The following is a 21,198-nucleotide window of genomic DNA, read 5'->3' on the forward strand; positions in this document are numbered from 1 at the left end:
AAGCAATCGGTCTGGAGGATGCCATGACGTTGACCCTCTATGCTCACCCTTTTTCGTCCTACAGCCAGAAGGTGCTGATCGCGCTCTATGAGAACGGGACGCCCTTCACCTATCGGGTGCTTGGCCCGGACGATCCGGAAGCCGGGGCGGAATGGGTCGGATTGTGGCCGCTGAAGCGCTTCCCGGTTCTCCTCGATCGTGGCGAGACGGTCGTCGAGTCCAGCGTCATCATCGAGCATCTCGGCCTGCATCATCCGGGGCCTGTCCGGCTCTTGCCCGATGACGCCAGGGCCGCGCTCGCGGCGCGGATGATGGACCGCTTCTTCGACAATTACGTCATGACGCCGATGCAGGCGATCGTCTTCGACCATCTGCGCCCGGCTGACGATCGCGATCCCTACAGTGTCGCCAGGGCGCGCGAAGCGCTCGACACGGCCTATCGCTGGCTCGACGGCGCCGTGGCCGGGCGAGAATGGGCGGCGGGCGACGCCTTCGGCCTGGCCGATTGTGCCGCGGCCCCGTCGCTCTTCTATGCCGATTGGGTGCACGAGATCGACACGGCCTTTCCCCATGCCCGCGCTTACCGTGCACGGCTCCTCGCGCGTCCGTCCTTCGCCCGCGCCGTCGAGGAGGCACGGCCCTACCGCCCGCTTTTCCCGCCCGGAGCCCCGGATCGCGACTGAGATCGACCGGGAGAGGCCCTCGGCTGAGACATGGCAAGGCCGCGCCGCGGCTCTGTCGCAGCCGGCGGATCGGGAGTAGAGACGGCAGCCCTTACCGGGTTCCCGAGGTCCGATGCCGTCTCTTCTCCTGCGCGGAATGCCGCTGCTCTTCACCTTCCTGTGGTCGACGGGGTGGATCGTGGCGGGCTATTCGGCGCGCTATGCCGACGCCCTGACCTTCCTCGCGCTCCGCTTCGGCACGGCGGCGGTCCTCGTCGCGCTGCTCGCGCTCGCGGCCGGGGCGCCCTGGCCGCGCAGCCGCCGCGCCGTCCTCGACATCGCGCTCACCGGCATCCTGCTGCATGGCATCTATCTCGCCGGTGTCTGGTGGGCGGTGCGCCATGGCCTGCCGGCCGGCATTTCCGGGCTGATCGCCGGCTTGCAGCCGATCTTGACGGCGCTTTTCGCCCCCGTCCTCGTGGGGGAGCGCATCTCGGGGTGGCGCTGGCTCGGCATCGCCTGCGGCTTCGCCGGCATCGCGCTCGTGCTCGAACCCCAGCTCGCAAGGGTCGAGCCCGCCGCGCTCTGGGGGGTGTTGCTGCCGGTGGTCGTGAACGTGATCGGCATGTTCGCCGTCACCTTCGGCTCCTTCTACCAGAAGGCGCGTGTCGTCTCGGGCGACCTCAGAACGATGACGGCGATCCAGTACACCGCGGCTTTCCTGATCACGATTCCCTTCGCCTGGGCGCTGGAGCCGATGCGCATCGAATGGAACCTGACCATGGCGCTGGTCATGCTCTGGTCGGTGGTCGTGCTCTCGCTCGGCAGCATCGGGCTCTACCTGTTCATGCTCCGGCGCGGCGAGGTCTCCCGCATCGCGACCTTCCTCTACCTCGTGCCGGCGCTGGTCGCGGTCGAGGCCTGGCTGCTCTTCGGCGAGACCCTCTCGATGCTGCAGATCGCCGGCATGGCGGTGACCATTCTCGGCGTCGTCCTCGCCAGCCGGAAATAGGCCGCGGCTTTCGCCGCTGCACCGGCCGGACAGGCGCCCTCGCCGAAAGGCTGATTTTGGTTTCCCCGGACTTGCCTTTATGCTGCGCCGCAACAAAAGGGAGGTCGATCACCATGGGCGCCAACGCCGCGTTGCAATCCGAAAGCCGCGTGAGCGCGGTCGATCTCGTCGCCGCCGCCCTGCCGGGCTTCGAAACGCTTCTGGAGGCCGCGACCGTAGCCGTCCGCCGCAAGGTCGAGGCCGATGGCCGGATCTCCTCGGCTAGGCTCGAGGCGGAACAGCACGCCGCCCACGGTCTTTCCTGGCTCGCCACCTATGTCGCGGCGCTGCGTGAGCTGAAGGCCTATGGCGAGCGCCTGCTGGAGGAGGGGCGCTACGGCGCGGTCGAGGACTGCGCCATCCGCATCGGCGCGGGCGAATACGCCGCCCAGATCTTCGGCGGCATCCCGATGAGCCAGGGCGAGATCGTCCGTTTGCCGGCGCTGGGCCTGTCCCAGGACGCCGTGGCCGCTGCCTGTTCGGAGGCGGCCGAGATGCTGATCGCCGAGGGCAACACGCCGGAGAACCGCGCCCGCTTCGTCGCCCTGTTCAGCCAGAGCGACGGCACGGCCAGCGTCGGCGACCCCGGTCTCGACGAGACGCTGGAGGCGATCCGCTCCGAGATGCGCCGCTTCTGCGCGGCGGAGGTCACGCCGCATGCCCATGAATGGCACCTGGCCAACGAATACATCCCGATGCCCGTGGTCGAGAAGATGGCCGAGCTCGGCGTCTTCGGCCTGACCATCCCCGAGGAGTTCGGGGGCTTGGGTCTGTCCAAGGTCTCGATGTGCGTGGTCTCCGAGGAGCTGTCGCGCGGCTATATCGGCGTCGGCTCGCTCGGCACCCGTTCCGAGATCGCCGCCGAATTGATCCTTTGCGGCGGCACCGACGCCCAGAAGGCGCATTGGCTGCCGAAGATCGCCTCGGGCGAGATCCTGCCCACCGCCGTCTTCACCGAGCCCAACACCGGCTCCGACCTCGCCAGCCTGCGCACCCGGGCGGTGAAGGATGGCGAGGGAGACGAGGCCGTCTGGAAGGTCTACGGCAACAAGACCTGGATCACCCATCCGGTCCGTGCCGACATCATGACGCTGCTGGTGAGGACCGATCCCGATGCGCCGGGCTACCGCGGCCTTTCCATGCTGATCGCCGAGAAGCCGCGCGGCAGCGACGCCGATCCCTTCCCGGTCGAGGGCCTGACCGGCGGCGAGATCGAGGTGCTCGGCTATCGCGGCATGAAGGAATACGAGCTCGCCTTCGACGGCTTCGCGGTGAAGGGGGAGAACCTGCTCGGCGGCGTCGAGGGGCAGGGCTTCAAGCAGCTCATGCAGACCTTCGAGGCCGCCCGCATCCAGACGGCGGCCCGGGCCATCGGCGTCGCGCAAGCGGCCTTCGATCTGGGACTGCGCTATGCGCAGGACAGAATCCAGTTCGGCAAGAAGCTGATCGCCTTCCCGCGCGTCGCCGACAAGCTCGCCATGATGGCGGCCGAGATCCTGATCGCCCGCCAGCTCACCTATTTCGCCGCCCGCGAGAAGGATGCCGGGCGCCGCTGCGACCTCGAGGCCGGCATGGCCAAGCTGCTCGGCGCCCGCGTCGCCTGGGCTGCGGCCGACAATGCGCTGCAGATCCATGGCGGCAACGGCTTCGCGCTGGAATATCCGGTGAGCCGCGTGCTCTGCGACGCCCGCATCCTCAACATCTTCGAGGGCGCCGCCGAGATCCAGGCGCAGGTGATCGCCCGGCGGTTGGTGGAGGAATAGCGCGGCCTCAGAGAGGCCGCTGGGACGCATCCGGCAGCATCCGCCGCAAGGTATCGTCCTTGCGGACCAGATGGTGCCAGAGCGCCGCCAGCGCATGCAGGCAGGCGAGGCCGATCAGCGCATAGGCAGCCCATTCATGCCATTCCCGGATCGGGCGCGTGACGGCACGCGCTTCCGGCGCCTGGAAGGGCGGCAGGGCGAACAGGCCGAAGTCGATGCCTTGTCCGCGCCGGATCGCATAGACCAGCCCGATCACCGGCACGAGCAGCATCAGGACATAGAGAAAGACGTGGCCGGCTCGCGCCGCCAGGGCCAGCGCGGCCGAGCTTTCCAGCGGAGCCGGTGCGCGATGGCTCAGCCGCCATCCGAAGCGGATGAGCAGCAGGAGCAGGATCGCGATGCCGATCACCTTGTGGGTTTCGACCACCGCGTGCTCCCAGCTTTTCGGAAAGACATCGACGGTCAGCCCCAGGGCGAAGGCCGCCAGGATCAGCACGGCCATGCCCCAGTGCAGCCTGCGGGACACCACGTCGTAGAAGGAGGTGGCTGCAGGCCGGGAGGAGGGGTTGGCCATGACGGAGCTCCATAGATTATAGTAATTCTAATCTATGGGCTGTGCCTTTCCCGCGAAAGTTAAATCTCGTCCATGATCGATGTCCCGCGTGCACGGCCAGGATGCCGCGCGGAATCGTGATAATTTCGACATGATCGACCGATTTGGATGCGATATGGCCGATCCCGGCCGATGATCAGCAGGAGTTTCGATGTCCAGCCTCTTCGCCCCCGCGCTTGCCGGAGCTGCTCTCTTCGCCGCCGCCATGCTGCCTGTCGCGCCTGCGATGGCCCAGGACGCCGCAGGCGGCCGCCAGCCGCCGCGCATCAGCGTCGTCGGCGAGGGCGAGGCTTCCGTCGTGCCGGACATGGCGGTGGTGACGCTGAGCGTGCTGCGTGAGGCCGCTACGGCTCGCGAGGCGCTCAACGCCAACAGCACGGCGATGAAGGAGGTGCTCGACGCCCTCAAGGCCGCCGGCATTGCGGAGCGCGATATCCAGACCTCGCGGCTCGACATCCAGCCGCGCTACGCGCAGCCCGCGCGCGACAAGCCGCAGGAGCCGAAGATCGTTGGCTATGCCGTCAGCAACGAGGTCACCGTCCGCATCCGCAAGCTGGCTGAGGCCGGCGCCATCATCGACAAGGTCGTCGGCCTCGGCGTCAACCAGGGCGGCGGTATCACCTTCGTCAAGGAAGACCTCAAGGCGACGCTGACCGAGGCGCGCAAGCGTGCCGTCGCGGATGCGATGGACAAGGCCCGCACCTTGGCCGAGGCGGCAGGCGTGAAGCTCGGTCCGATCCTCTCCATCGAGGAGAATGCCGCGCCGCCGCGGCCGATCGCCTATGCGGCCCCGATGCGCAAGGCCGCGGCCGATATGGCGGTGCCGCTGGCGAGTGGCGAGAACAGCTACCAGACGCAGGTCAGCGTGGTCTTCGAGATCGCGCGCTGACGGCCAGAGCATTTTCGAGCGAAGTGGAAACCGGTTCGCGTGAAGAAAATGCGATAAAACAAAGAGCTAGAGCATTTTCGTGATTCGCAGAAACGCGGAAATGCTCTAGCAGGCGCCCGGTCAGGGCGCCGCGGGCGATCCGCTCGCGGCCGCCGCCTGGCCGGTCCAGGGGATGCCGAGCAGCATCCGCTCCAGGATCGCCATCCGCATCGGCACCGAAAGCTGGACCTGCCGGAAATAGCCGGCATTGGGCAGGCTGTCGCAGGAGGTGTCGAGCTCCGAGAAGCGCGGCAGCGGATTGAGGATCAGCGTGTCGGAGCGCGCCTCCAGAATCTTCTGCGCCGTGATGGTGAAGGGCTCGGTCTCCTTCTCCTTGTCGACCGCCTCGTTGCCGAGCGAGGCATGGGCGAATTTGCTCATATCCTGCATCTGGATGCTGAGAATGTCGTGGCCGAGCGTCTGGCGCACGTCGTGCACGATGCCGATCTCGGTGCCGAGCCCGGCGAGAACCGTCATCGCCTCGCGCATCGCCGGGTTGATCGGCACGTCGGGCAGGCAGCACAGGGTGAAGCGCTTCGGCGGCGTCAGGCGCAGCATCTTGACGAAGGAGATCGCGAAGCGGGCGCGCGTGTCGCTGGAGAGCGCGATCGTGAGCTTCTCGATCTCGCCGCGCATCTGGCGGATGGCGAAGAGGTCGATCAGCGCCTGGCTCGGATGCTCGTCCGCGCCATTGCCGGCATTGATCACCGGCAGGTAGCTCAACCGCGAGACGCGGTAGGGCATGTCCTCCAGATGCGAGCGCACGACCAAGAGGTCGCTGTAGAGCTCGACGGTGTGGACGTGGTCCTCGATCGATTCGCCGGTGCTGGTTCCCAGGCGGCTGCGGTCGGTGTCGTAGGCGTCGATCGACTGGTGGCCGAGCCGGGCCGCCGCCGACTGGAAGCCGAGTCGCGTGCGCGTGCTGCGCTGGTCGAACAGGGTCGCGATGACCTTGGGCCGTCGGCGATAGACCGGCGGCTGCTCCGGCAGGATGCCAGCCTTCTCCTGCTCTTCCTCCCGCAGATGCCGCTCGGCACGCTCGAAGATGTCGTCGAGGTCGAAGCGCGAGACTGCGTCGGCACTCAGCAGGTCCTTCCCGCTCGGATAGTTCGGGCGCTGCATTGAAGGCCTCCGGCTCGCGCGGATGCGTGCGGGGGGCGCGACTACGCGACTTCGCTGAAGCGGTCGCCCTTGCGGGGGCCGCCTCCGGGTCGTGCCGACTTCGTACGCCCCGTCGCCACCCGGTTGCCGATCATGGGCAGCAATTTCTCCGCTGTCATCGGGCGCGCGAAAACAAAGCCCTGGATCCCGTGGGTCGCATGCTTCTGGATGATCGCAAGCTGCTCCTGCGTCTCCACGCCTTCGACGATCAGGCGCAGCTTGAGGTCGTGCGCGAGCTGCGTGATGGCGTTCATCAGATATTCGGCCTTGCGCGACGAGCCGAGCTCCTGCGTGAAGGCCTGGTCGATCTTGATCGTGTCGATCGGCAGATGGGCGAGGTAGCTGAGCGAGGAATAGCCGGTGCCGAAATCGTCGAGCGCGATTCGCACGCCGAGCGCGCGCAGAGCGACGAGCCGCGCGGTGACATGCTCGGCATCCGCGATCAGCGAGCTCTCCGTGATCTCGATCGTCAGCCGGTGCGGCTCGAGCCCATGGAGGCGCAGCAGCGCCGCGACGAGCCCGACCAGATCATGCCCGCGGTCGAACTGCCGGGCCGAGACGTTGACGCTGACGCCGACGCTGCGCGGCCAGGTCAGCGCGGTGCGGATCGCCTGGTCGAGCACCCAGGCGCCGAGCACGGTGATGAGGCCGGTGCGCTCCGCCAGCGGGATGAAGATCTCGGGGCTGACCATACCCCGGCGCGGATGGTTCCAGCGCAGCAGCGTCTCGGCCATTGTCGCCGTGCCCGAGCGGGGATTGTAGATCGGCTGGAATTCGAGCGAGAACTCGCCGCGCCGGATGCCTTCGCGCAGCTCCGCCTCGATCGCCCGGCCGTCTTCGTGCTCGTCCTGGATCGCCTCGGTGTAGACCGCGAAGCGATTCCGCCCTTCGAGCTTGGCGCGATAGAGCGCGATGTCGACGCATTTCAGTGCCTCGTCGATCGAGGACGCGCAGCCGGCCGGCGCGATGCCGATGCTGGCGGTCGCCGTGACGTGCCGCCCGGCCAGGACGCGCTGGCTGCCGAGCAGCATCACCAGGCGACGGGCGAAGGTCGCGGCTTCGGGCGCGTCGCGCGAGGTCGCGACCATGAATTCGTCGCCGCCGGTGCGCGCGGCGATGTCGCCCCGCCGGAGCTCCGCGCTCAGCATGTCGCCGAAGGACTGCAGCAGCGCGTCGCCGACATCGTGGCCGAAGCTGTCATTGATGCCCTTGAAGCGGTCGATATCGATCGAGATCAGCGTCACCGGCTGCCCGGCCGAGGCGATGGCTCGGATCTCCCGCATGAAGCCGCGGCGATTGTAGAGGCTGGTGATCGTGTCGTTGACGGCAAGGGTCTCCAGCTCGCGCATCGTGCGCAGCCGGGCGACGAACATCCGGTGGATGACCTGGGCGCTGGAGAAGGTCAGCACCGTCGTCAGCGCGACGGTGAGCCCGATCACGACATAGGCGGCATCGCCGGTCGAGGCGAGCGCGAGCAGGAAGGGGACCGCGGCGATCAGGATCTGGACGCGGGTGATGAGCGGGCGCGAGCTGTTACGGCCGGAGACGCCGGCGAGATAGCCGATCGTCTGGGCGATCGCGAGCACGGCCACGGGCTGGTAGGTGTATTTCAGCACCGCATAGGAGCCGAAGCTGGAGACCAGCGCTGCCGTCGACCAGGCGCCGAACATCGCGAGCCTTTCGAGGCGGTCGATCTCGGCGTCGCTGGCCTTGGGAAGATCGACCCGCATGAAGCGGCGATGCGCGATCTGGCGGAACGCGCCGATGGCGAGCATCGCGGCCGTCATCAGCCCGAACACGCGGTCGCCGCCGGTCAGAACGGCGGCGGCGGCCATGACGGCTGCCACCATGATGGCGCCCGTCGTGATCGTGCCCGGCGTCCCGTAGAGCGCGGCGACCAATTCCGACTTCATCGCGCGCTCGTTTTCGCGAGCTTCCGCCATCATGTCCGCCCTAAGCCTGTTTTGCGATGACGCAAGGCAAGGGCATCTTCGGGAGAGAGATCTTAATGAACGGTGTGCCGCGCGGCCGATTTCTTAGAGGTCTTCGGAATTTCGCGGCCGATTACGACAGCAATCGATACTTGGCGAAACCTTCGCCGCCATCGCCGGCCGGCTGCGCCTTGAGCGTCGCCGGCAGCTTCCCGGCCGCGGCGGGGGAGGTGACGAAGGTCACGTTGACATGCGGCGGCAGCGGCGCCAGCGCCCAGTTTCCATCGGCCTTGGGTTCGATCGCCTTCTTCTCGACGAGATAGCGGACGATGACGTCGCGGTTGAGGTCCGGCGCCTCCAGCACCACCGTGGTCTTCGTTCCCGGAAAATTGCCGCCGCCCGAGGCGCGGTAATTGTTGGTGACGACGAGGAACTGCGCCTTCTCGTCGATCGGCTTGCCGTTGAAGGCGAGATCGACGATGCGGTGCGCCTCGGGCGCCACGAGCTTGCCGTCGCCGTCATAGCGCGAGGCCTGCGTGACATCGATCCGGTAGGTCACGCCGTCGATGACGTCGAAGTTGAAGGAGGGGAAGCCCTGATTGATCAGGGGCTGCTCCTCCGTCTTCGCCGGGTCGATCCGGTTGAAGATGCCGGCCGAGCGCTCCAGCCACTCCCTGACCTCGGCGCCCGTGACTTTCACGATCTGCACCGTGTTCGGATAGAGATAGATGTCCGCCACGTTCTTCAGCGCCAGCGGCCCGGCGGGGATGTCGGTGAAGAAGCCGGGCCCCGAGCGGCCGCCGACCTTGAACGGCGCCGCGGCGGAGAGGATCGGCAGGTCCTTCCACTGCGTCTGCGCCATCAGCGGCTTGGCATAGGCGATCTGCGCCTCGGAGACGATCTGGATCGAGGGATCGTCGGCGACCAGCGCGAAGAAGGAGTTGATCGGCGAGGCGGTCGAGCCCACCGGCTCGCGCATATAGATCAGCGTCGCCTCGTGGTCGGCCTTCACCGCGGCGAGAATGGCGGGCTCAGCGCTGGCCTTCGGCACGATCTTGCGCTCGGGCGTGCGCTCGTAGATCGGCTTCGGCTCGACCTTGAAATCGGCGATGCGCCAGCGCTCGCCCTTCTTCTCCAGATCGAGGTCGATGATGCCGAGATGCGAGCCCCAGAAGCCGGGCTGGCAGGCGGGCTTGCCGTTGAGCGCACCCTTGACGTTGTCGACGCCGGGAATGCCGTCGAAGGCCTTGCCGCCAGGGAAGACGAGATGCTGGTGGCCGGTGAGGATGACGTCGATGCCCTCGATCTTGGACAAATGCAGCGCAGCGTTCTCCTCCATACCGCGCCGCTCGCCGCCGGCGATGCCGGAATGGCAGAGCGCGATGACGAGGTCGGGCGCGGCGTCGAGCAGGTCCGGCATGTGCTTCTGGGCGGCCTCGACGATGTCGAAGGCGACAAGCTTGCCGTCGAGATTGCCCTTGTCCCACTGCATGATCTGCGGCGGCACGAAGCCGATCACGCCGATCTGCAGGACATGGCGATGGCCGGCCTCGTCCTCGAAGCTCTGCTCGAACAGCCGCCAGGCATCGACCAGCGAACCGCCGCCGGCGCGCTCGACATTGGCGCAGACGATCGGGAACTCGGCCTTGGCGAGGCCATGGTCGAGGAATTCGAGCCCGTAATTGAACTCGTGGTTGCCGAGCGTGCCGCAGAGATAGGGCAGGGCGTTCATCGCCGCGACGATCGGATGCGTTTCGCCGGCCTTGAGCCCCTTCTTGTAGGCGACATAGTCGCCGAGCGAGGAGCCTTGCAGGAAGTCGCCATTGTCGAAGAGCAGGCTGTTCTTCACATCGGCCTGCGCCGCCTTGATCAGGTTCGCCGTCTTGGCGAGGCCGACCGTGTCGTCCGGCCCGTCGCGGAAATAGTCGTAAGGCACGACATTGACGTGCAGATCCGTCGTTTCCAGCACCCTGAGCTTGAGGCGTGCGGGGCTCGATGCCGGTGCCTGCGCCTTCAGCGCCGAAGGCATGGCGGCGGCGGCGGCCAAGGTGGCTCCGCCCTTCAGCGTTTCGCGACGATTGAAACGACGATCCCGTGACATGCCCGACTCCTCCGTGCGCAGCGCCTAACGAAGCTAGCATTGCGGCAGGCGCGTGACACCTGGGTGGAGACGCCGGCTCTGCGCCGGCTGCGAGGGCCCCCGACGCAAGAGCATCTTGTGAATTCACGCCCAAGGCGCCAGCTTGCGCCGCGAATCCGCCCGGACCGCATGAACCGCCCGGAGCGATCGGGAGCCACCATGAATCGACATTTCATCAATGGCCGCTATGTCGCTGGCCAGACAGGCGAAACCCTCGCCAAGCTCGACCCCGCCAACGGCGAGGAATTCGCCCGCATCGCCTGCGGCAACGCCGCCGATATCGACGCGGCCGTGACGGCAGCGCGGGCCGCCTTCGACGGCGCCTGGGGCAGGCTGACGGCGGCCGAGCGTGGACGCCTGATTTCGAAGCTCGCCTTCAAGGTGCAGGATCATTTCGACGAGCTGGCGAAGCTGGAAGCCCGCGACACCGGCAAGCCGATGAGCCAGGCCCGCGCCGATATCGACGCCACCATCCGCTATTTCGAATTCTATGGCGGCGCGGCCGACAAGGTGCATGGCCACGTCATCCCCTTCCTCAACGGGTACAGCGTCAGCGTCATCCACGAGCCGCATGGTGTCACCGGCCATATCCTGCCCTGGAACTATCCGGCGCAGATGATCGGCCGCTCGCTCACCGCTTCGCTCGCCATGGGCAATGCGGTGGTGCTGAAACCGGCCGAGGACGCCTGCGCCACCGCCTTCCGTCTTGCGGAACTGGCAAGCGAGGTCGGCTTCCCCGATGGCGCGATCAACATCGTCGCCGGCCGCGGCCATGAGGCGGGCGCTGCCCTCTCCGCCCATCCCGGCATCAACTTCATGTCCTTCACCGGCTCGCCCGAGGTCGGCAAGATGGTGCAGCACGCCTGCGCCGAGCATCTGATTCCCTGCACGCTGGAGCTCGGCGGCAAGTCGCCCCAGATCGTCTTCGAGGATGCCGATCTCGACGCGCTCGTGCCGCTCGCCTGCAAGGCCATCGTCCAGAACACCGGGCAGACCTGCTCGGCCGGCAGCCGCCTGCTCGTCCAGAAGTCGATCTATGACGACGTCGTCTCGGCCGTCGCCAAGGAATTCTCCAAGCTGCGGGCCGGTACCCCGGAGATGGACCTCGATTGCGGCCCGGTGATCAACGCGAAGCAGCGCGGCCGCGTCCAGAGCTTCATCGACCAGACGCGCGAGGCCGGCATCCCGGTGATCGCGCAGGGCCAGATCGCGCAGGGTGTGCCGAATGGCGGCTTCTATGTCACACCGACGCTGTTCGGCCCGGTGCCGCGCGGTAACCGGCTGGAGCAGGAGGAGGTCTTCGGGCCGGTCTTGGCCGCCTTCCCCTTCGAGGACGAGGAGGACGCGATCAAGGCCGCCAACGGCACCGATTACGGCCTCGTCGCCGCGGTCTGGACGAAGGATGGCGGGCGCCAGCAGCGCGTCTCCAAGCGCGTCCGCGCCGGCCAGGTCTTCATCAACGGCTATGGCGCCGGCGGCGGCATCGAACTTCCCTTCGGCGGCACCGGCAAGAGTGGCCATGGCCGCGAGAAGGGTTTTATCGCGCTGGAGGAGTTCGCGGTGACCAAGACCATCGTGCACAAGCACGGGTGATCGCTCTGTCCGAGATGCTCGGGCTTGACCCGAGCATCTCGGAAACCAGCGCGTTCTGGTCATGAGATTCTCGGGTCCGCGCAGGGCGCGGCCCGAGAATGACGGCCCTGCAATGGCCTGTCACATCCTGACGATATGCCGGATCGTCCGGCCTTCGTTCAGCGCGTCGAACCCCTCGTTGATCTCGTCGAGGCTGCCGGAGCTGGTCCAGAGCTTGTCCACGGCCAGCCGCCCGCGCTGATAGAGTTCGATGAAGCGCGGGATGTCGCGCGAGGGCACGCAGGAGCCGACATAGGAGCCCTTCAGCGTGCGCTCCTCCGCAACCAGCCTCACCGGCGAGAGCGCGAGCGTATGGGCTGGGTTGGCGAGGCCGGCGGTCGTGGTCGTGCCGCCGCGCCGGGTGATCTGGTAGGCGAGGTCGAGCGCCTTCACCGACCCGGCCATCTCCAGCCCATGATCGACGCCGCCCTTCGTCGCCTGCCTGATCGCTTCGATCACATCCGGCGCATCGGCCCTGAAGGCATCGGTCGCACCCAGCGCCAGCGCCAGATCGAGCTTGTCCTGCGCGAGATCGACGGCGACCACCCGCGAGGCGCCGCAGGCGATCGCCCCGAGCAGGGCCGAGAGGCCGACGCCGCCGAGCCCGACCACCGCCACCGTCTCGCCGGCCTTGATCCGCGCCGTGTTCACCGCCGCGCCAACGCCCGTCAGCACGGCGCAGCCGAACAGCGCCGCGATCTCATGGGGAATATCCGCTTCGATTTTCACCAGCGAACGGCGTGAGATCACGGCGTGCTCGGCAAAGGCGGAAACGCCGATATGGTGATGCACCGGCTGGCCATGAGCCGAGAGCCGACGCCCGCCGCCGAGCATCTCGCCGCGCCCATTGGCGGCGTTGCCGGGCTCGCAGAGGGCGGGGCGCCCCTCCGCGCAGGGCGCGCAATGCCCGCAGGAGGGCACGAACACCATCACCACCCGATCGCCGGGTTTGAGGTCATCGACGCCTTCTCCGGCCTCGACAACCTCTCCCGCCGCCTCATGGCCGAGCACCATCGGCACGGGGCGGGGCCGGTTGCCGTCGATGACGGAGAGGTCGGAATGGCAGAGCCCCGCCGCCCGAACCCTCACCAGCACCTCGTCGCGTCCGGGCGGGGCGAGGTCGAGCTCCTCGATCCTGAGCGGGCGGCTTTGTGCGTAGGGCGCCGCAACCGGGCTCTCGTTCAGGACGGCGGCGCGAATCTTCATGGGCCTGCGGCTCCGCTTTGGTGGATCGGGCGCTATCCCGACAGGCGCGGGCGCCGCTGTCAAAGCCGCCGAAGGTCGAGTAGCTGGAGGCCATGCCATCGCTCAGGGCGACAGCGGCAATTCCTGCGCCTTCTGCTCGAGCGCCTTGAAGCGGGGGAAGGCGTCGGCCGCGAAAGCCTTGAGCTCGGGATCCTCGCCGTCGCGGGCATAGGCTTCGAGCAGCAGCGCGAGCGTGTGGTGGGTGCCGCGCTGCGCCTCGACATAGGCGTTGTCGAAATCGCCGCCCTGCAAGGCGCCGAGGTCGCGCAGCAAGTCGAGATGGCGCGTGTCGGGGCGGTCGGGCAAGGCGATGTCGGAGCGGCGCGCGATGATCCGTCTCAGGCTGCTCGCGATCGTCGCATGGTCGTCGGCGAGGCGATGGGCGTAGTCCTTGATCGCCGGCGAAGCGCTCTGCTTCAGCGCCAGCGTCGCCGACTCGATGCAGAACATGTTGGCGACGGCCACCTGATTGACGAGGTCTTGCGGGGACGGTTTGGCCAGCGCGACCGGAGCGACGGCTAGCGTTGCGAGCGCAGGCGCAAGGCCCGCGAGAAAGGCGCGGCGTGTACGGGTCATGGCAGGGCAACGACGCAGCGCGCGCGAGGTTCCGCCTGCATGGGCGGGTTGCCGGGGCGCGCTTGTTCCTCTCGCCGGGCTGCGATAGCAGAACTGCGCGTCGCTGCCGTGATGGGCGTGCGCGAAAGGGAAGGGGATCCCCATGCCGACCACTGCCGAAACCATCCGCGATGCGCTTCTGACCGCCCGCCGCGAGCGCTCGCTGATCGAGACCGCGAGCCTGCCCGTGCCGGCCTCGCTGGCGGAGGGCCTCGCCATCGCGCGTGCGGTCAGCCGCGGCGCGGGTTTCGAGGATCTCGGCTGGAAGGTCGCCATCGCCCCGGACGGCACGCCGATCGGCGGGCTGATGCCGGGCCCCTGGCTCGCCCCCGGAGAGGTCTATGAGGGCGCGATCGGCGCCGAGCTGCGCGTCGAGATCGAGCTGGGCCTGCGCCTCTCGCGCGACGTGCCCTTGCGTCCCGGCCAGCCCTGGTCGCGGGCGGAGCTGCTGGCCTGCTGCGACAAGGCCTTCCTCGGCATCGAGATCGTCGAGAGCCGCCTCGCCAACTGGTCGGGCAACGTCGCCATGCCGCTCTGGCTCACCGATGCGATGGGCCATGGCGGTTACTTCGTCGGGTCGGACCTCGACATGAAGGTGCTGGACGACCTGACCGGGCTCGGCTGCTTCATCTCGCTCAATGGCGTGACGATCTACGACCAGCCGGCGGTCCATGGAAACGGCGATCCGATGACGCCGTTCCTGGCCTGGGCCAACCGGAAGGAGGAGGGGCTCGGGCCCCTGCGCGCCGGCCAGCTCGTCACCACCGGCAGCCTCTGCGGCGGCGTGCTCTCGCCGGGCAAGGGCGAGGTCGTCACCAAGCTCAGCCCGCTCGCGAGCGTAGCGTTTACGCTTCGTTAGAGGAAAGCGTCGAGTCCTTCAGCATTGCGCATGGCCATCCCGTCTCTATGATGGCCATGCTCATCGAATAGTTTTTGATGTTGCGGCCGGGGGTTGCTTGGAGGACGGATGCGGTTCTGGCGAAGGGCGAGCCAGACGGTGGCATTGGGCGGCGGTTATGCGTTTGCGGCGCTCGTCGGCTTGCAGGCTGATCCTGCCAAAGCTTTCGATCTCTCCTCGCTGGATGTCTTCGGCCTCTTCACCAGGAAGGACGAGCCGCCGGCTCCCAGTGCCGCGACGCTGCCCTACAAGCTCGACTTCGACCTCGGCGAGGCCGACGACGCCAAGGCGCTGACGCGCACCCTGCAGGACGCCTCCTTGCTCTATCGCCTGCGGCAGGACGCGCCGCCCGATGGCGAGACCTTGTCGCGCCGCATGGCGGCCGATCTCAATCCGCTCGTCGATGCGCTCTGGTCGCAGGGCTATTTCAACGCTGATGTCGCCCTCGTCGTCGATGGCGTGCCGCTGGCGGTTGGGGCCGAGCCGGGCGCGCCGCTCATCCGTGCGCTGGAAGCCCACCGCAACCGCGACGCCGTGCCGATCACCGTCAGGGTTCGTCCTGGCAAGGTCTTCGGCTTCCGCAAGATCGACATCGTCGAACGAGACAGGGCCGGCTCGGCCGCGATCGCCGATCCCCTCAAGGTCTCCAAGCTGAAGGCGGGCGAGCCGGCGACGGCCGCCTCCCTGCGTGCCGCGCAGGCCGGGCTCATCGACTATATGCGCGCGCAGTCGCATCCGCTCGCCAAGGTGGTGGAGCTGCGACCGGTGGTCGATCATGCCGCCGGCATCATGGACGTGACCTATGTGCTCGATCCCGGCCCGCTCGCCGGTTTCGGCGACATCACCGTGGGCCAGACCGACGAGATCCCGCCCGAGGTCGTGCGCTCCTTCATCTATCTCGAGCCGGGCGATCCCTATTCGCCCAAGGCGCTGGCCGACACGCGCAAGTCGATCGCGAAGATCCCCGCCGTCGCCTCGGTGCGCATCCGGGAGGCGGACAAGCTCGACGGGGCCGGCAACCTTCCGATCTTCGTCGAGGTGACGGAGCGTCCCAAGCGGCTTCTCGGCTTCTCCGCCCGTTATTCGACGATCGATGGCCCGGCGGTGAAGGTTTATTGGGAGCATCGCAACCTGTTCGGCGGGGCCGAGCGTCTGCGGCTGGAATCCAGCGTCTTCTTCGCCCCGCGCATCGACGGCACCAAGATCCAGAGATTCGGTGATTTCGAGCGCTCGGACCTCGGCGGCCGCTTCGCCTTCAGCTTCATGAAGCCGGCGCTGGACGGCAGCCGCTACGACTGGCTGCTCGACGGCGTCGCTACCCGCGAGCGCGTAGGCACCAATCGGTATGGCGGCTACACCGCCCGCTACGCCAACGCCACCACGGCGATCCGCTACCGTTTCAGCGACACCTTCTCGGTGCAGGCCGGGCTGGAGGTGGAACGCGGCCAGACCAGCGATGTGCTGGGCCAGGTCGACTACACGCTGGTCGGCCTGCCGCTTTCGGTGAACTACGATTCGACCGACAGCCTGCTCGACCCGACGCGCGGCATCCGCGCCACGGCGTCCTTCACGCCCTATCCGACCTTCCTCGGCTCGACGGTCGGCATCTATCAAGCCAAGGCCGCTATCTCCGGCTATTACGCGCTCGACGAGGATGCGCGCTATGTCCTGGCCGGTCGCGTCGGCTTCGGCTCGATTTCGGGCGCGAGCCTCGACGAGATCCCGGCGACGCGGCGCTTCTATGCCGGCGGCGGCGGTTCGGTGCGCGGTTACGCCTATCGTTCGCTTTCGCCACTCGGGCCGTTCGGACAGCTCACCGGTGGGCGCAGCCTGCTCGAATTGTCGGCGGAAGCCCGCATCAAGATCACCGAGACCATCGGCATCGTGCCGTTCTTCGATGCCGGCACTGCCTTCGAATCGAGCCTGCCCGACGGCAAGCAGAAGCTGCAGATGGCCGCCGGCCTCGGCTTTCGCTACTATACCTCGATCGGGCCGATCCGCGTCGATGTCGCGGCGCCCCTCAATCCGCGCAAGGGCGACAAGCCCGTCGCGCTCTATGTCAGCATCGGGCAGGCCTTCTGATGCGCCGCCTCCTGAGCTTTCCGTGGGTGAAGCATTTTCAAGCGAAGTGGGCACCGTTTCGCGTGAAGAAAATGCGCGCCAGCAGAAACCCGGAGACATTCCGTGCTGCGAAGAAGCGTGGAATGTCTCTGGCGCTCTTCGCCCTGCTGCTGACGGTCGGCCTTCTCGCCTCGGCTCATTTCGGCGGCTTCGCCCAGAATGCCCAGACCGATCGCGGTGTCGTCGCAGACCTGATCTCGAAGGCGCTCTCCAGCGACACCAGCCAGGTCTCGATTGGCGAGGTCAACGGCGCGCTGTCCTCCGATGTCGAGATCCGCGACATCGCGCTCTCGGATCGCGACGGCGTCTGGCTCAGGCTCGACCGCGTCCGTCTGGTCTGGACCCGCAGCGCGCTGCTGCTGCGCCGGCTCGATGTCGACCGGCTGGAGATCGGCAAGCTCGAGATCCTGCGCCGGCCGGCGCCGCCGCCCGCCGGGACGGTCCCCGCGAATGACGGGCCGATCCTGCCGGAATTGCCGCTCAAGGTGATCCTGCGCGCCTTCCAGCTCAACGAACTCGTGCTCGGCGAGCCGGTCATCGGTGCGGCGGCACGGCTTGGCGCGACCGGTGCCGCGCGGCTCGGTCCCCCCAATGAGGGTCTCGACCTCAAATTCGAGGCGCGGCGGCTCGATATGGGCGGGAACTTCAATGTCGACCTGTCCTTCGTGCCGGAAAGCACGCGGCTGAGGCTGGCAGCCAAGCTCGACGAGCCGGCCGGCGGCCTGATCTCGAAGGCGGCTGGGCTGCCGGGGGAGCCGCCGGTCAAGCTCGACCTGAACGGCGACGGACCACTCGATTCCTTCCGTTCGAACCTGACCTTCACGGCCGGGCCGACCATTGGCGCGGACGGCTCGGCGACGCTCAACCGCGCCGGTGCGGAGCGGCAGCTTGCGCTCGCGCTCGATGCCCGCATCGAGGGGCTGATGCCGGCGCCGGTGGCGCCGGTCTTCGCGGGCTCCACCCGGCTCGACGGCGCGGTCGGCTTCGCCGATGGCGGCGGCGTCGACATCCGCAACCTCGCGCTCGTCTCCGCACTGGCGCGGCTCGATGTGCTCGGCCGCTACAACGCCGACAGGACGCTCGACCTGCGCGTCACTGCCGCCGCACGCCCCAATGCGGAGGGCCGCACCGTGGCCTCCGGCGCCGAGATCGGCAAGCTCGCCTTCGACGCGACGATCCGCGGCCCCGTCGCCGGCCCGATCGTTGCCGCCAAGCTGGACGCCGAGGACGCGAAGCTGCCGGCGGGCCGCTTCGGCAAGGTGGGGCTGACCTTCAACGCCACGCCGAGCGGCACGATCGGCGAGCCCGGCAGCCGCATCGCGCTGACCAGCGACGGAGAGGCGAGCGGCATCGCCCTGACGGATCAGGCTTTGGCCAAGGCCGTCGGCGACAAGGTGACCTTCACCTTGCGCGGCACCGGCAATGATGACGCCACCGCCGATTTCGAGACGCTGCGCCTGGCGCTCTCCGGCATCGAGCTGGATTACAAGGGCAAGCTCGGTCAGGCCCGCGTTCTCGGCCAGCTCAAGGCGGTGTTGCCCGATCTCGCCCGGCTGAGCGGCCTCGCCCGGCGCCCGCTCGGAGGCAGGGCCGAGATCGCCGCCGAGCTCGACGCCACGCCCAAGCTCAGCAGCTATGCCGCAACGCTAAGCGGCAAGGCCGAGCGCCTCGCCACCGGCGAGGCCGTTATCGACCGGCTGCTCGCCGGCAGCCTCACGCTCGCCGGCAAGGTCAACGCGCTTGCCGGCGACTACACCGTCTCCGGGCTCAAGGTGGCGGGCCAGCATGCAAGCTTCACCGCCGACGGGGCGCTCGGACAGAATGCCTCGGACCTCAAGCTCGCGCTCGCCCTGCCGGACCTCAAGCGCGCCGATCCACGCCTCTCCGGCCGAGGTGACGTCAATGCGCAGATCACCGGCCCGCTCAGGAAGCTCGATGCCACCGCCCGCATCGCCGTTGCCAATGCGACCGCGCTGGCAAGGCCGATCCCGCGGCTCGCCATCGACGCCGTGGTCAAGGATTTGCAGGGTGCGCTCGATTCCCGCATTACCCTCGCCGGTGAGATCGACGCCAAGCCGGCAACCGGCACGATCGCGCTGAACCGCCAGCCGGACGATGGCTGGAACCTCTCCCAGCTCGACCTCGCCATCGGCTCGGTGCGCCTCAACGGTGCTGTGACGCTCGATCCGGCCAGCCGCGCCGCCGGCCGCCTGACGCTCGCCGCTCGCAATCTCGACGATCTCTCGGCGCTGGCGCTGACCAAGCTCGGCGGCCAGCTCGATGCCGACATCACGCTTGCGACCCAGGAAGGCCGCCAGAACATCGACCTGACCGCGCGCGGCACCAAGCTCGCCGGGCCTTCCGTCTCGATCGACAAGCTCGACGCAACCCTCGGTGCGAAGGACCTCTATGGGCGTCCGATGCTCGATGCCGCTATCGCCATCGACCGCGCCGTCGCGGCCGGCGAGACGATCAGCGCGATCCGCTTCGATTCGAAGGGCGCGCCCGAGGCCAGCGCCTTCACGCTCAGTGCCAATGCGCGCGGTTTCGCCCTGAAGGGTGCCGGCCGATTGGTGCCGGGCGAGCCGCTGAAGCTTGAGGTCGCCTCCTTCGACGCCCGCCGCGACGGCCGCGCCATCACGCTCGCCAATCCCGCAACCTTCAGCTTTCCGGCCTCGGGCGTCGAGATCGCCGGGCTCGCGCTCGCGATCGATGGCGGCCGCGTCACGCTCGACGGCAAGGCGGGCGAGACGCTCGACCTGCGTTTCGTCGCGCGCGACGTGCCTCTCTCGGCTGCGCGCATCGTGGCGCCGCGCCTCAACCTCTCGGGCACGCTCAACGCGCAGGCACAGGTTCAGGGCAGGCCGGATGCGCTGTCCGGCCCCTGGAACCTGCGGATCGCCCGTTTGGTGACGCCGGAGACGCAGCAGGCCGGCTTGCCGCCGGTCGAGATCGCGGGGCAGGGCGCCTTCAAGGGCAACGCCACCAGCGTCGAGGCGACCCTCAATGCCGGCCGCGGCGCGAGCCTGACTCTGCGTGGCACCGCCCCGCTCAATGCGGCCGGTGCCCTGTCTCTGGCTGCGCAGGGGCGTCTCGACGCCGCACTCGCCAACCCCATGCTCGCGGTCAACGGCCAGCGCCTGACCGGCGCGGTCGCCATCGACATGCGCGCCGAGGGCACGCCCACGGCGCCGCGCCTCAGCGGCAGCGCCACGCTCTCCAATGGCAGCTTCACCGATGCGCTGCAGGGCGTGCGCCTCACCGATATGCGGGCGCGCGTCGCGGCCAATGGCGACAACCTGACGATCGACAGCGCCTCAGCGAGCACGCCCAATGGCGGCACGATTTCGGCGAGCGGGCAGGTCAAGGTCGATCCCGCCGCCGGCTTCCCGGGCACGATCCGCATCCAGGGCAATCGCGCCCAGCTCGTCTCTAGCGGTCTCGTCACCGCTGTCGCCGGGCTCAATCTCGAGATCTCCGGCCCGCTGACGCAGCGTCCGCGCATCAGCGGACGGATCGACGTCGTCTCGCTGGATGTCGCGGTGCCCGATCGCCTACCGGCTTCGCTCAGGCCGGTCGACGGCATCAAGCACGTCAATGCCAAGGGCACCGCTGCCGCTCGTCTTGCCGCCGCGCGCAAGGCGCAGAAGGCGCGTGGCAGCCGTGGCCGGGCCGCGCCGGCCTTCGATGCGGCGCTGGCCGTCACCGTCTCGGCCCCGAGCCGCGTCTTCATTCGGGGGCGCGGCATCGACGCCGAACTCGGCGGCGAGATTCGCGTCGGCGGCACGCTGGCGGCTCCCGCGCTCGACGGCGGCTTCGATCTGCGCCGCGGCCGGCTCAACGTGCTGACCCAGCGTCTCGACTTCAGCCGCGGGCGGCTGACCTTCGCCGGCGGCCTGATTCCCGATCTTGATTTCGTCGCCGAGACCCGCGCCGCCGACGTGACCGCCAAGATCATCGTCAGCGGCCCGGCCGATCAGCCGGCCTTCGCCTTCACCTCCGAGCCGCAACTGCCGCAGGACGAGGTGCTGTCGCGGCTGCTCTTCGCGCGGGCTTCGGGCTCGCTCTCGCCCTTCCAGGCGGTTCAGCTCGCGCAGGCGGCGGCGCAGTTCGCCGGTGGCGGCGGAGACGACACCTTCGAACGGCTGCGCAAATCGCTGGGCGTCGACAATCTCGACATCCAGATGGGCGAGGGCGGCCCGACCGTGGGCGCCTCGCGCTACATCAGCGATAATGTCTCGGTCGGGGTGAAGGTCGGCGCCAAGCCGGAGGACAGCGGCGTCTCGGTCGGCATCGACGTCACCAAGCGCCTGAAGCTGCAGGCCGAGACGGGCGCGGATGGCAGCGCTGCGGTCGGCGTCGGCGCCGAGTGGGAATACTGACTCGCGGGATTCGGCCGGCATACGGGGATTCGCCCCCGAGATTCGCCGTCAAAGCC

General features: G+C 68.2%; 14 protein-coding genes. 8 read left to right on the forward strand and 6 right to left on the reverse strand.

The genetic code is table 11. The annotated features are described in order from the left end of the window. The first annotated feature begins 23 nt into the window (after positions 1-23). The 3 genes from AB6806_RS03370 (at position 24) to AB6806_RS03380 (ending at position 3,476) form a co-directional block, all read left to right on the forward strand. On the forward strand, positions 24-683 hold the full coding sequence (locus AB6806_RS03370; RefSeq protein ID WP_370954110.1) for a glutathione S-transferase family protein: 660 nt from the start codon (positions 24-26) through the stop codon (positions 681-683). A gap of 112 nt (positions 684-795) precedes the next feature. Beyond that, positions 796-1,674: a DMT family transporter gene (locus tag AB6806_RS03375; protein ID WP_112761831.1), complete on the forward strand. Its 879-nt coding sequence runs from the start codon at positions 796-798 to the stop codon at positions 1,672-1,674. A gap of 113 nt (positions 1,675-1,787) precedes the next feature. After that, the gene (locus AB6806_RS03380; RefSeq protein WP_142020678.1) at positions 1,788-3,476 is read left to right on the forward strand and encodes an acyl-CoA dehydrogenase family protein; all 1,689 of its coding nucleotides are present in this window, start codon (positions 1,788-1,790) and stop codon (positions 3,474-3,476) included. Positions 3,477-3,483: 7 nt separating this feature from the next. Here the strand turns inward: AB6806_RS03380 and AB6806_RS03385 are convergent, their stop codons facing one another. Further along, complete coding sequence (locus AB6806_RS03385) at positions 3,484-4,050, reverse strand: cytochrome b (protein WP_142020679.1); 567 nt, start codon at positions 4,048-4,050, stop codon at positions 3,484-3,486. A gap of 190 nt (positions 4,051-4,240) precedes the next feature. On the opposite strand from AB6806_RS03385, the gene AB6806_RS03390 reads away from it, so the two are divergent. Continuing rightward, positions 4,241-4,978 (forward strand): SIMPL domain-containing protein, encoded by a 738-nt coding sequence (locus AB6806_RS03390; protein ID WP_112761834.1) that lies wholly within the window; start codon positions 4,241-4,243, stop codon positions 4,976-4,978. Between the two features lie 120 nt (positions 4,979-5,098). On the opposite strand, the gene AB6806_RS03395 is transcribed toward AB6806_RS03390, so the two are convergent. The 3 genes from AB6806_RS03395 to AB6806_RS03405 form a co-directional block, all read right to left on the reverse strand. Next, a complete protein-coding gene (locus AB6806_RS03395; RefSeq protein ID WP_112761835.1) occupies positions 5,099-6,139 on the reverse strand; it encodes an aspartate carbamoyltransferase in 1,041 nt (346 codons plus the stop codon). A gap of 41 nt (positions 6,140-6,180) precedes the next feature. Continuing rightward, positions 6,181-8,091 carry a putative bifunctional diguanylate cyclase/phosphodiesterase gene (locus tag AB6806_RS03400; RefSeq protein WP_162738028.1) on the reverse strand — a complete coding sequence of 637 codons (1,911 nt, stop codon included), beginning with the start codon at positions 8,089-8,091 and terminating at the stop codon, positions 6,181-6,183. Between the two features lie 151 nt (positions 8,092-8,242). Next, the gene (locus AB6806_RS03405) at positions 8,243-10,210 is read right to left on the reverse strand and encodes a bifunctional 2',3'-cyclic-nucleotide 2'-phosphodiesterase/3'-nucleotidase (protein ID WP_370954111.1); all 1,968 of its coding nucleotides are present in this window, start codon (positions 10,208-10,210) and stop codon (positions 8,243-8,245) included. 198 nt (positions 10,211-10,408) lie between these two features. Here AB6806_RS03405 and AB6806_RS03410 point away from each other — a divergent pair, with 198 nt between their 5' ends. Continuing rightward, positions 10,409-11,842: an aldehyde dehydrogenase family protein gene (locus AB6806_RS03410; RefSeq protein WP_370954112.1), complete on the forward strand. Its 1,434-nt coding sequence runs from the start codon at positions 10,409-10,411 to the stop codon at positions 11,840-11,842. Between the two features lie 120 nt (positions 11,843-11,962). Here the strand turns inward: AB6806_RS03410 and AB6806_RS03415 are convergent, their stop codons facing one another. Beyond that, complete coding sequence (locus tag AB6806_RS03415; protein WP_370954113.1) at positions 11,963-13,087, reverse strand: zinc-dependent alcohol dehydrogenase family protein; 1,125 nt, start codon at positions 13,085-13,087, stop codon at positions 11,963-11,965. Between the two features lie 102 nt (positions 13,088-13,189). Next, on the reverse strand, positions 13,190-13,702 hold the full coding sequence (locus AB6806_RS03420) for a DUF4142 domain-containing protein (protein ID WP_370954114.1): 513 nt from the start codon (positions 13,700-13,702) through the stop codon (positions 13,190-13,192). Positions 13,703-13,844: 142 nt separating this feature from the next. Between AB6806_RS03420 and AB6806_RS03425 the strand changes: the two genes are divergently transcribed. From AB6806_RS03425 to AB6806_RS03435, 3 genes are all read left to right on the forward strand, one after another. Continuing rightward, complete coding sequence (locus tag AB6806_RS03425; protein ID WP_370954115.1) at positions 13,845-14,600, forward strand: hypothetical protein; 756 nt, start codon at positions 13,845-13,847, stop codon at positions 14,598-14,600. 108 nt (positions 14,601-14,708) lie between these two features. After that, entirely contained in the window at positions 14,709-16,721 is a 2,013-nt protein-coding gene (locus tag AB6806_RS03430) for an autotransporter assembly complex protein TamA (protein ID WP_370954116.1), read from the forward strand. 122 nt (positions 16,722-16,843) lie between these two features. Then, the gene (locus tag AB6806_RS03435; RefSeq protein WP_370954117.1) at positions 16,844-21,142 is read left to right on the forward strand and encodes a translocation/assembly module TamB domain-containing protein; all 4,299 of its coding nucleotides are present in this window, start codon (positions 16,844-16,846) and stop codon (positions 21,140-21,142) included. Positions 21,143-21,198 lie beyond the last annotated feature (56 nt).

The sequence above is a fragment of the Allobosea sp. RCC_152_1 genome (assembly GCF_041360765.1).
GTDB lineage: Bacteria > Pseudomonadota > Alphaproteobacteria > Rhizobiales > Beijerinckiaceae > Allobosea > Allobosea spartocytisi.

What these genes read in the sequence shown, in the direction of transcription:
- AB6806_RS03415 (WP_370954113.1), bottom strand. Translation starts at nt 13,087, where the DNA reads ATGAAGATTCGCGCCGCCGTCCTGAACGAGAGCCCGGTTGCGGCGCCC.
- AB6806_RS03385 (WP_142020679.1), bottom strand. Translation starts at nt 4,050, where the DNA reads ATGGCCAACCCCTCCTCCCGGCCTGCAGCCACCTCCTTCTACGACGTG.
- AB6806_RS03410 (WP_370954112.1), top strand. Translation starts at nt 10,409, where the DNA reads ATGAATCGACATTTCATCAATGGCCGCTATGTCGCTGGCCAGACAGGC.
- AB6806_RS03420 (WP_370954114.1), bottom strand. Translation starts at nt 13,702, where the DNA reads ATGACCCGTACACGCCGCGCCTTTCTCGCGGGCCTTGCGCCTGCGCTC.
- AB6806_RS03425 (WP_370954115.1), top strand. Translation starts at nt 13,845, where the DNA reads ATGCCGACCACTGCCGAAACCATCCGCGATGCGCTTCTGACCGCCCGC.
- AB6806_RS03390 (WP_112761834.1), top strand. Translation starts at nt 4,241, where the DNA reads ATGTCCAGCCTCTTCGCCCCCGCGCTTGCCGGAGCTGCTCTCTTCGCC.
- AB6806_RS03435 (WP_370954117.1), top strand. Translation starts at nt 16,844, where the DNA reads ATGTCTCTGGCGCTCTTCGCCCTGCTGCTGACGGTCGGCCTTCTCGCC.
- AB6806_RS03395 (WP_112761835.1), bottom strand. Translation starts at nt 6,139, where the DNA reads ATGCAGCGCCCGAACTATCCGAGCGGGAAGGACCTGCTGAGTGCCGAC.
- AB6806_RS03400 (WP_162738028.1), bottom strand. Translation starts at nt 8,091, where the DNA reads ATGAAGTCGGAATTGGTCGCCGCGCTCTACGGGACGCCGGGCACGATC.
- AB6806_RS03405 (WP_370954111.1), bottom strand. Translation starts at nt 10,210, where the DNA reads ATGTCACGGGATCGTCGTTTCAATCGTCGCGAAACGCTGAAGGGCGGA.
- AB6806_RS03375 (WP_112761831.1), top strand. Translation starts at nt 796, where the DNA reads ATGCCGTCTCTTCTCCTGCGCGGAATGCCGCTGCTCTTCACCTTCCTG.
- AB6806_RS03430 (WP_370954116.1), top strand. Translation starts at nt 14,709, where the DNA reads ATGCGGTTCTGGCGAAGGGCGAGCCAGACGGTGGCATTGGGCGGCGGT.
- AB6806_RS03370 (WP_370954110.1), top strand. Translation starts at nt 24, where the DNA reads ATGACGTTGACCCTCTATGCTCACCCTTTTTCGTCCTACAGCCAGAAG.
- AB6806_RS03380 (WP_142020678.1), top strand. Translation starts at nt 1,788, where the DNA reads ATGGGCGCCAACGCCGCGTTGCAATCCGAAAGCCGCGTGAGCGCGGTC.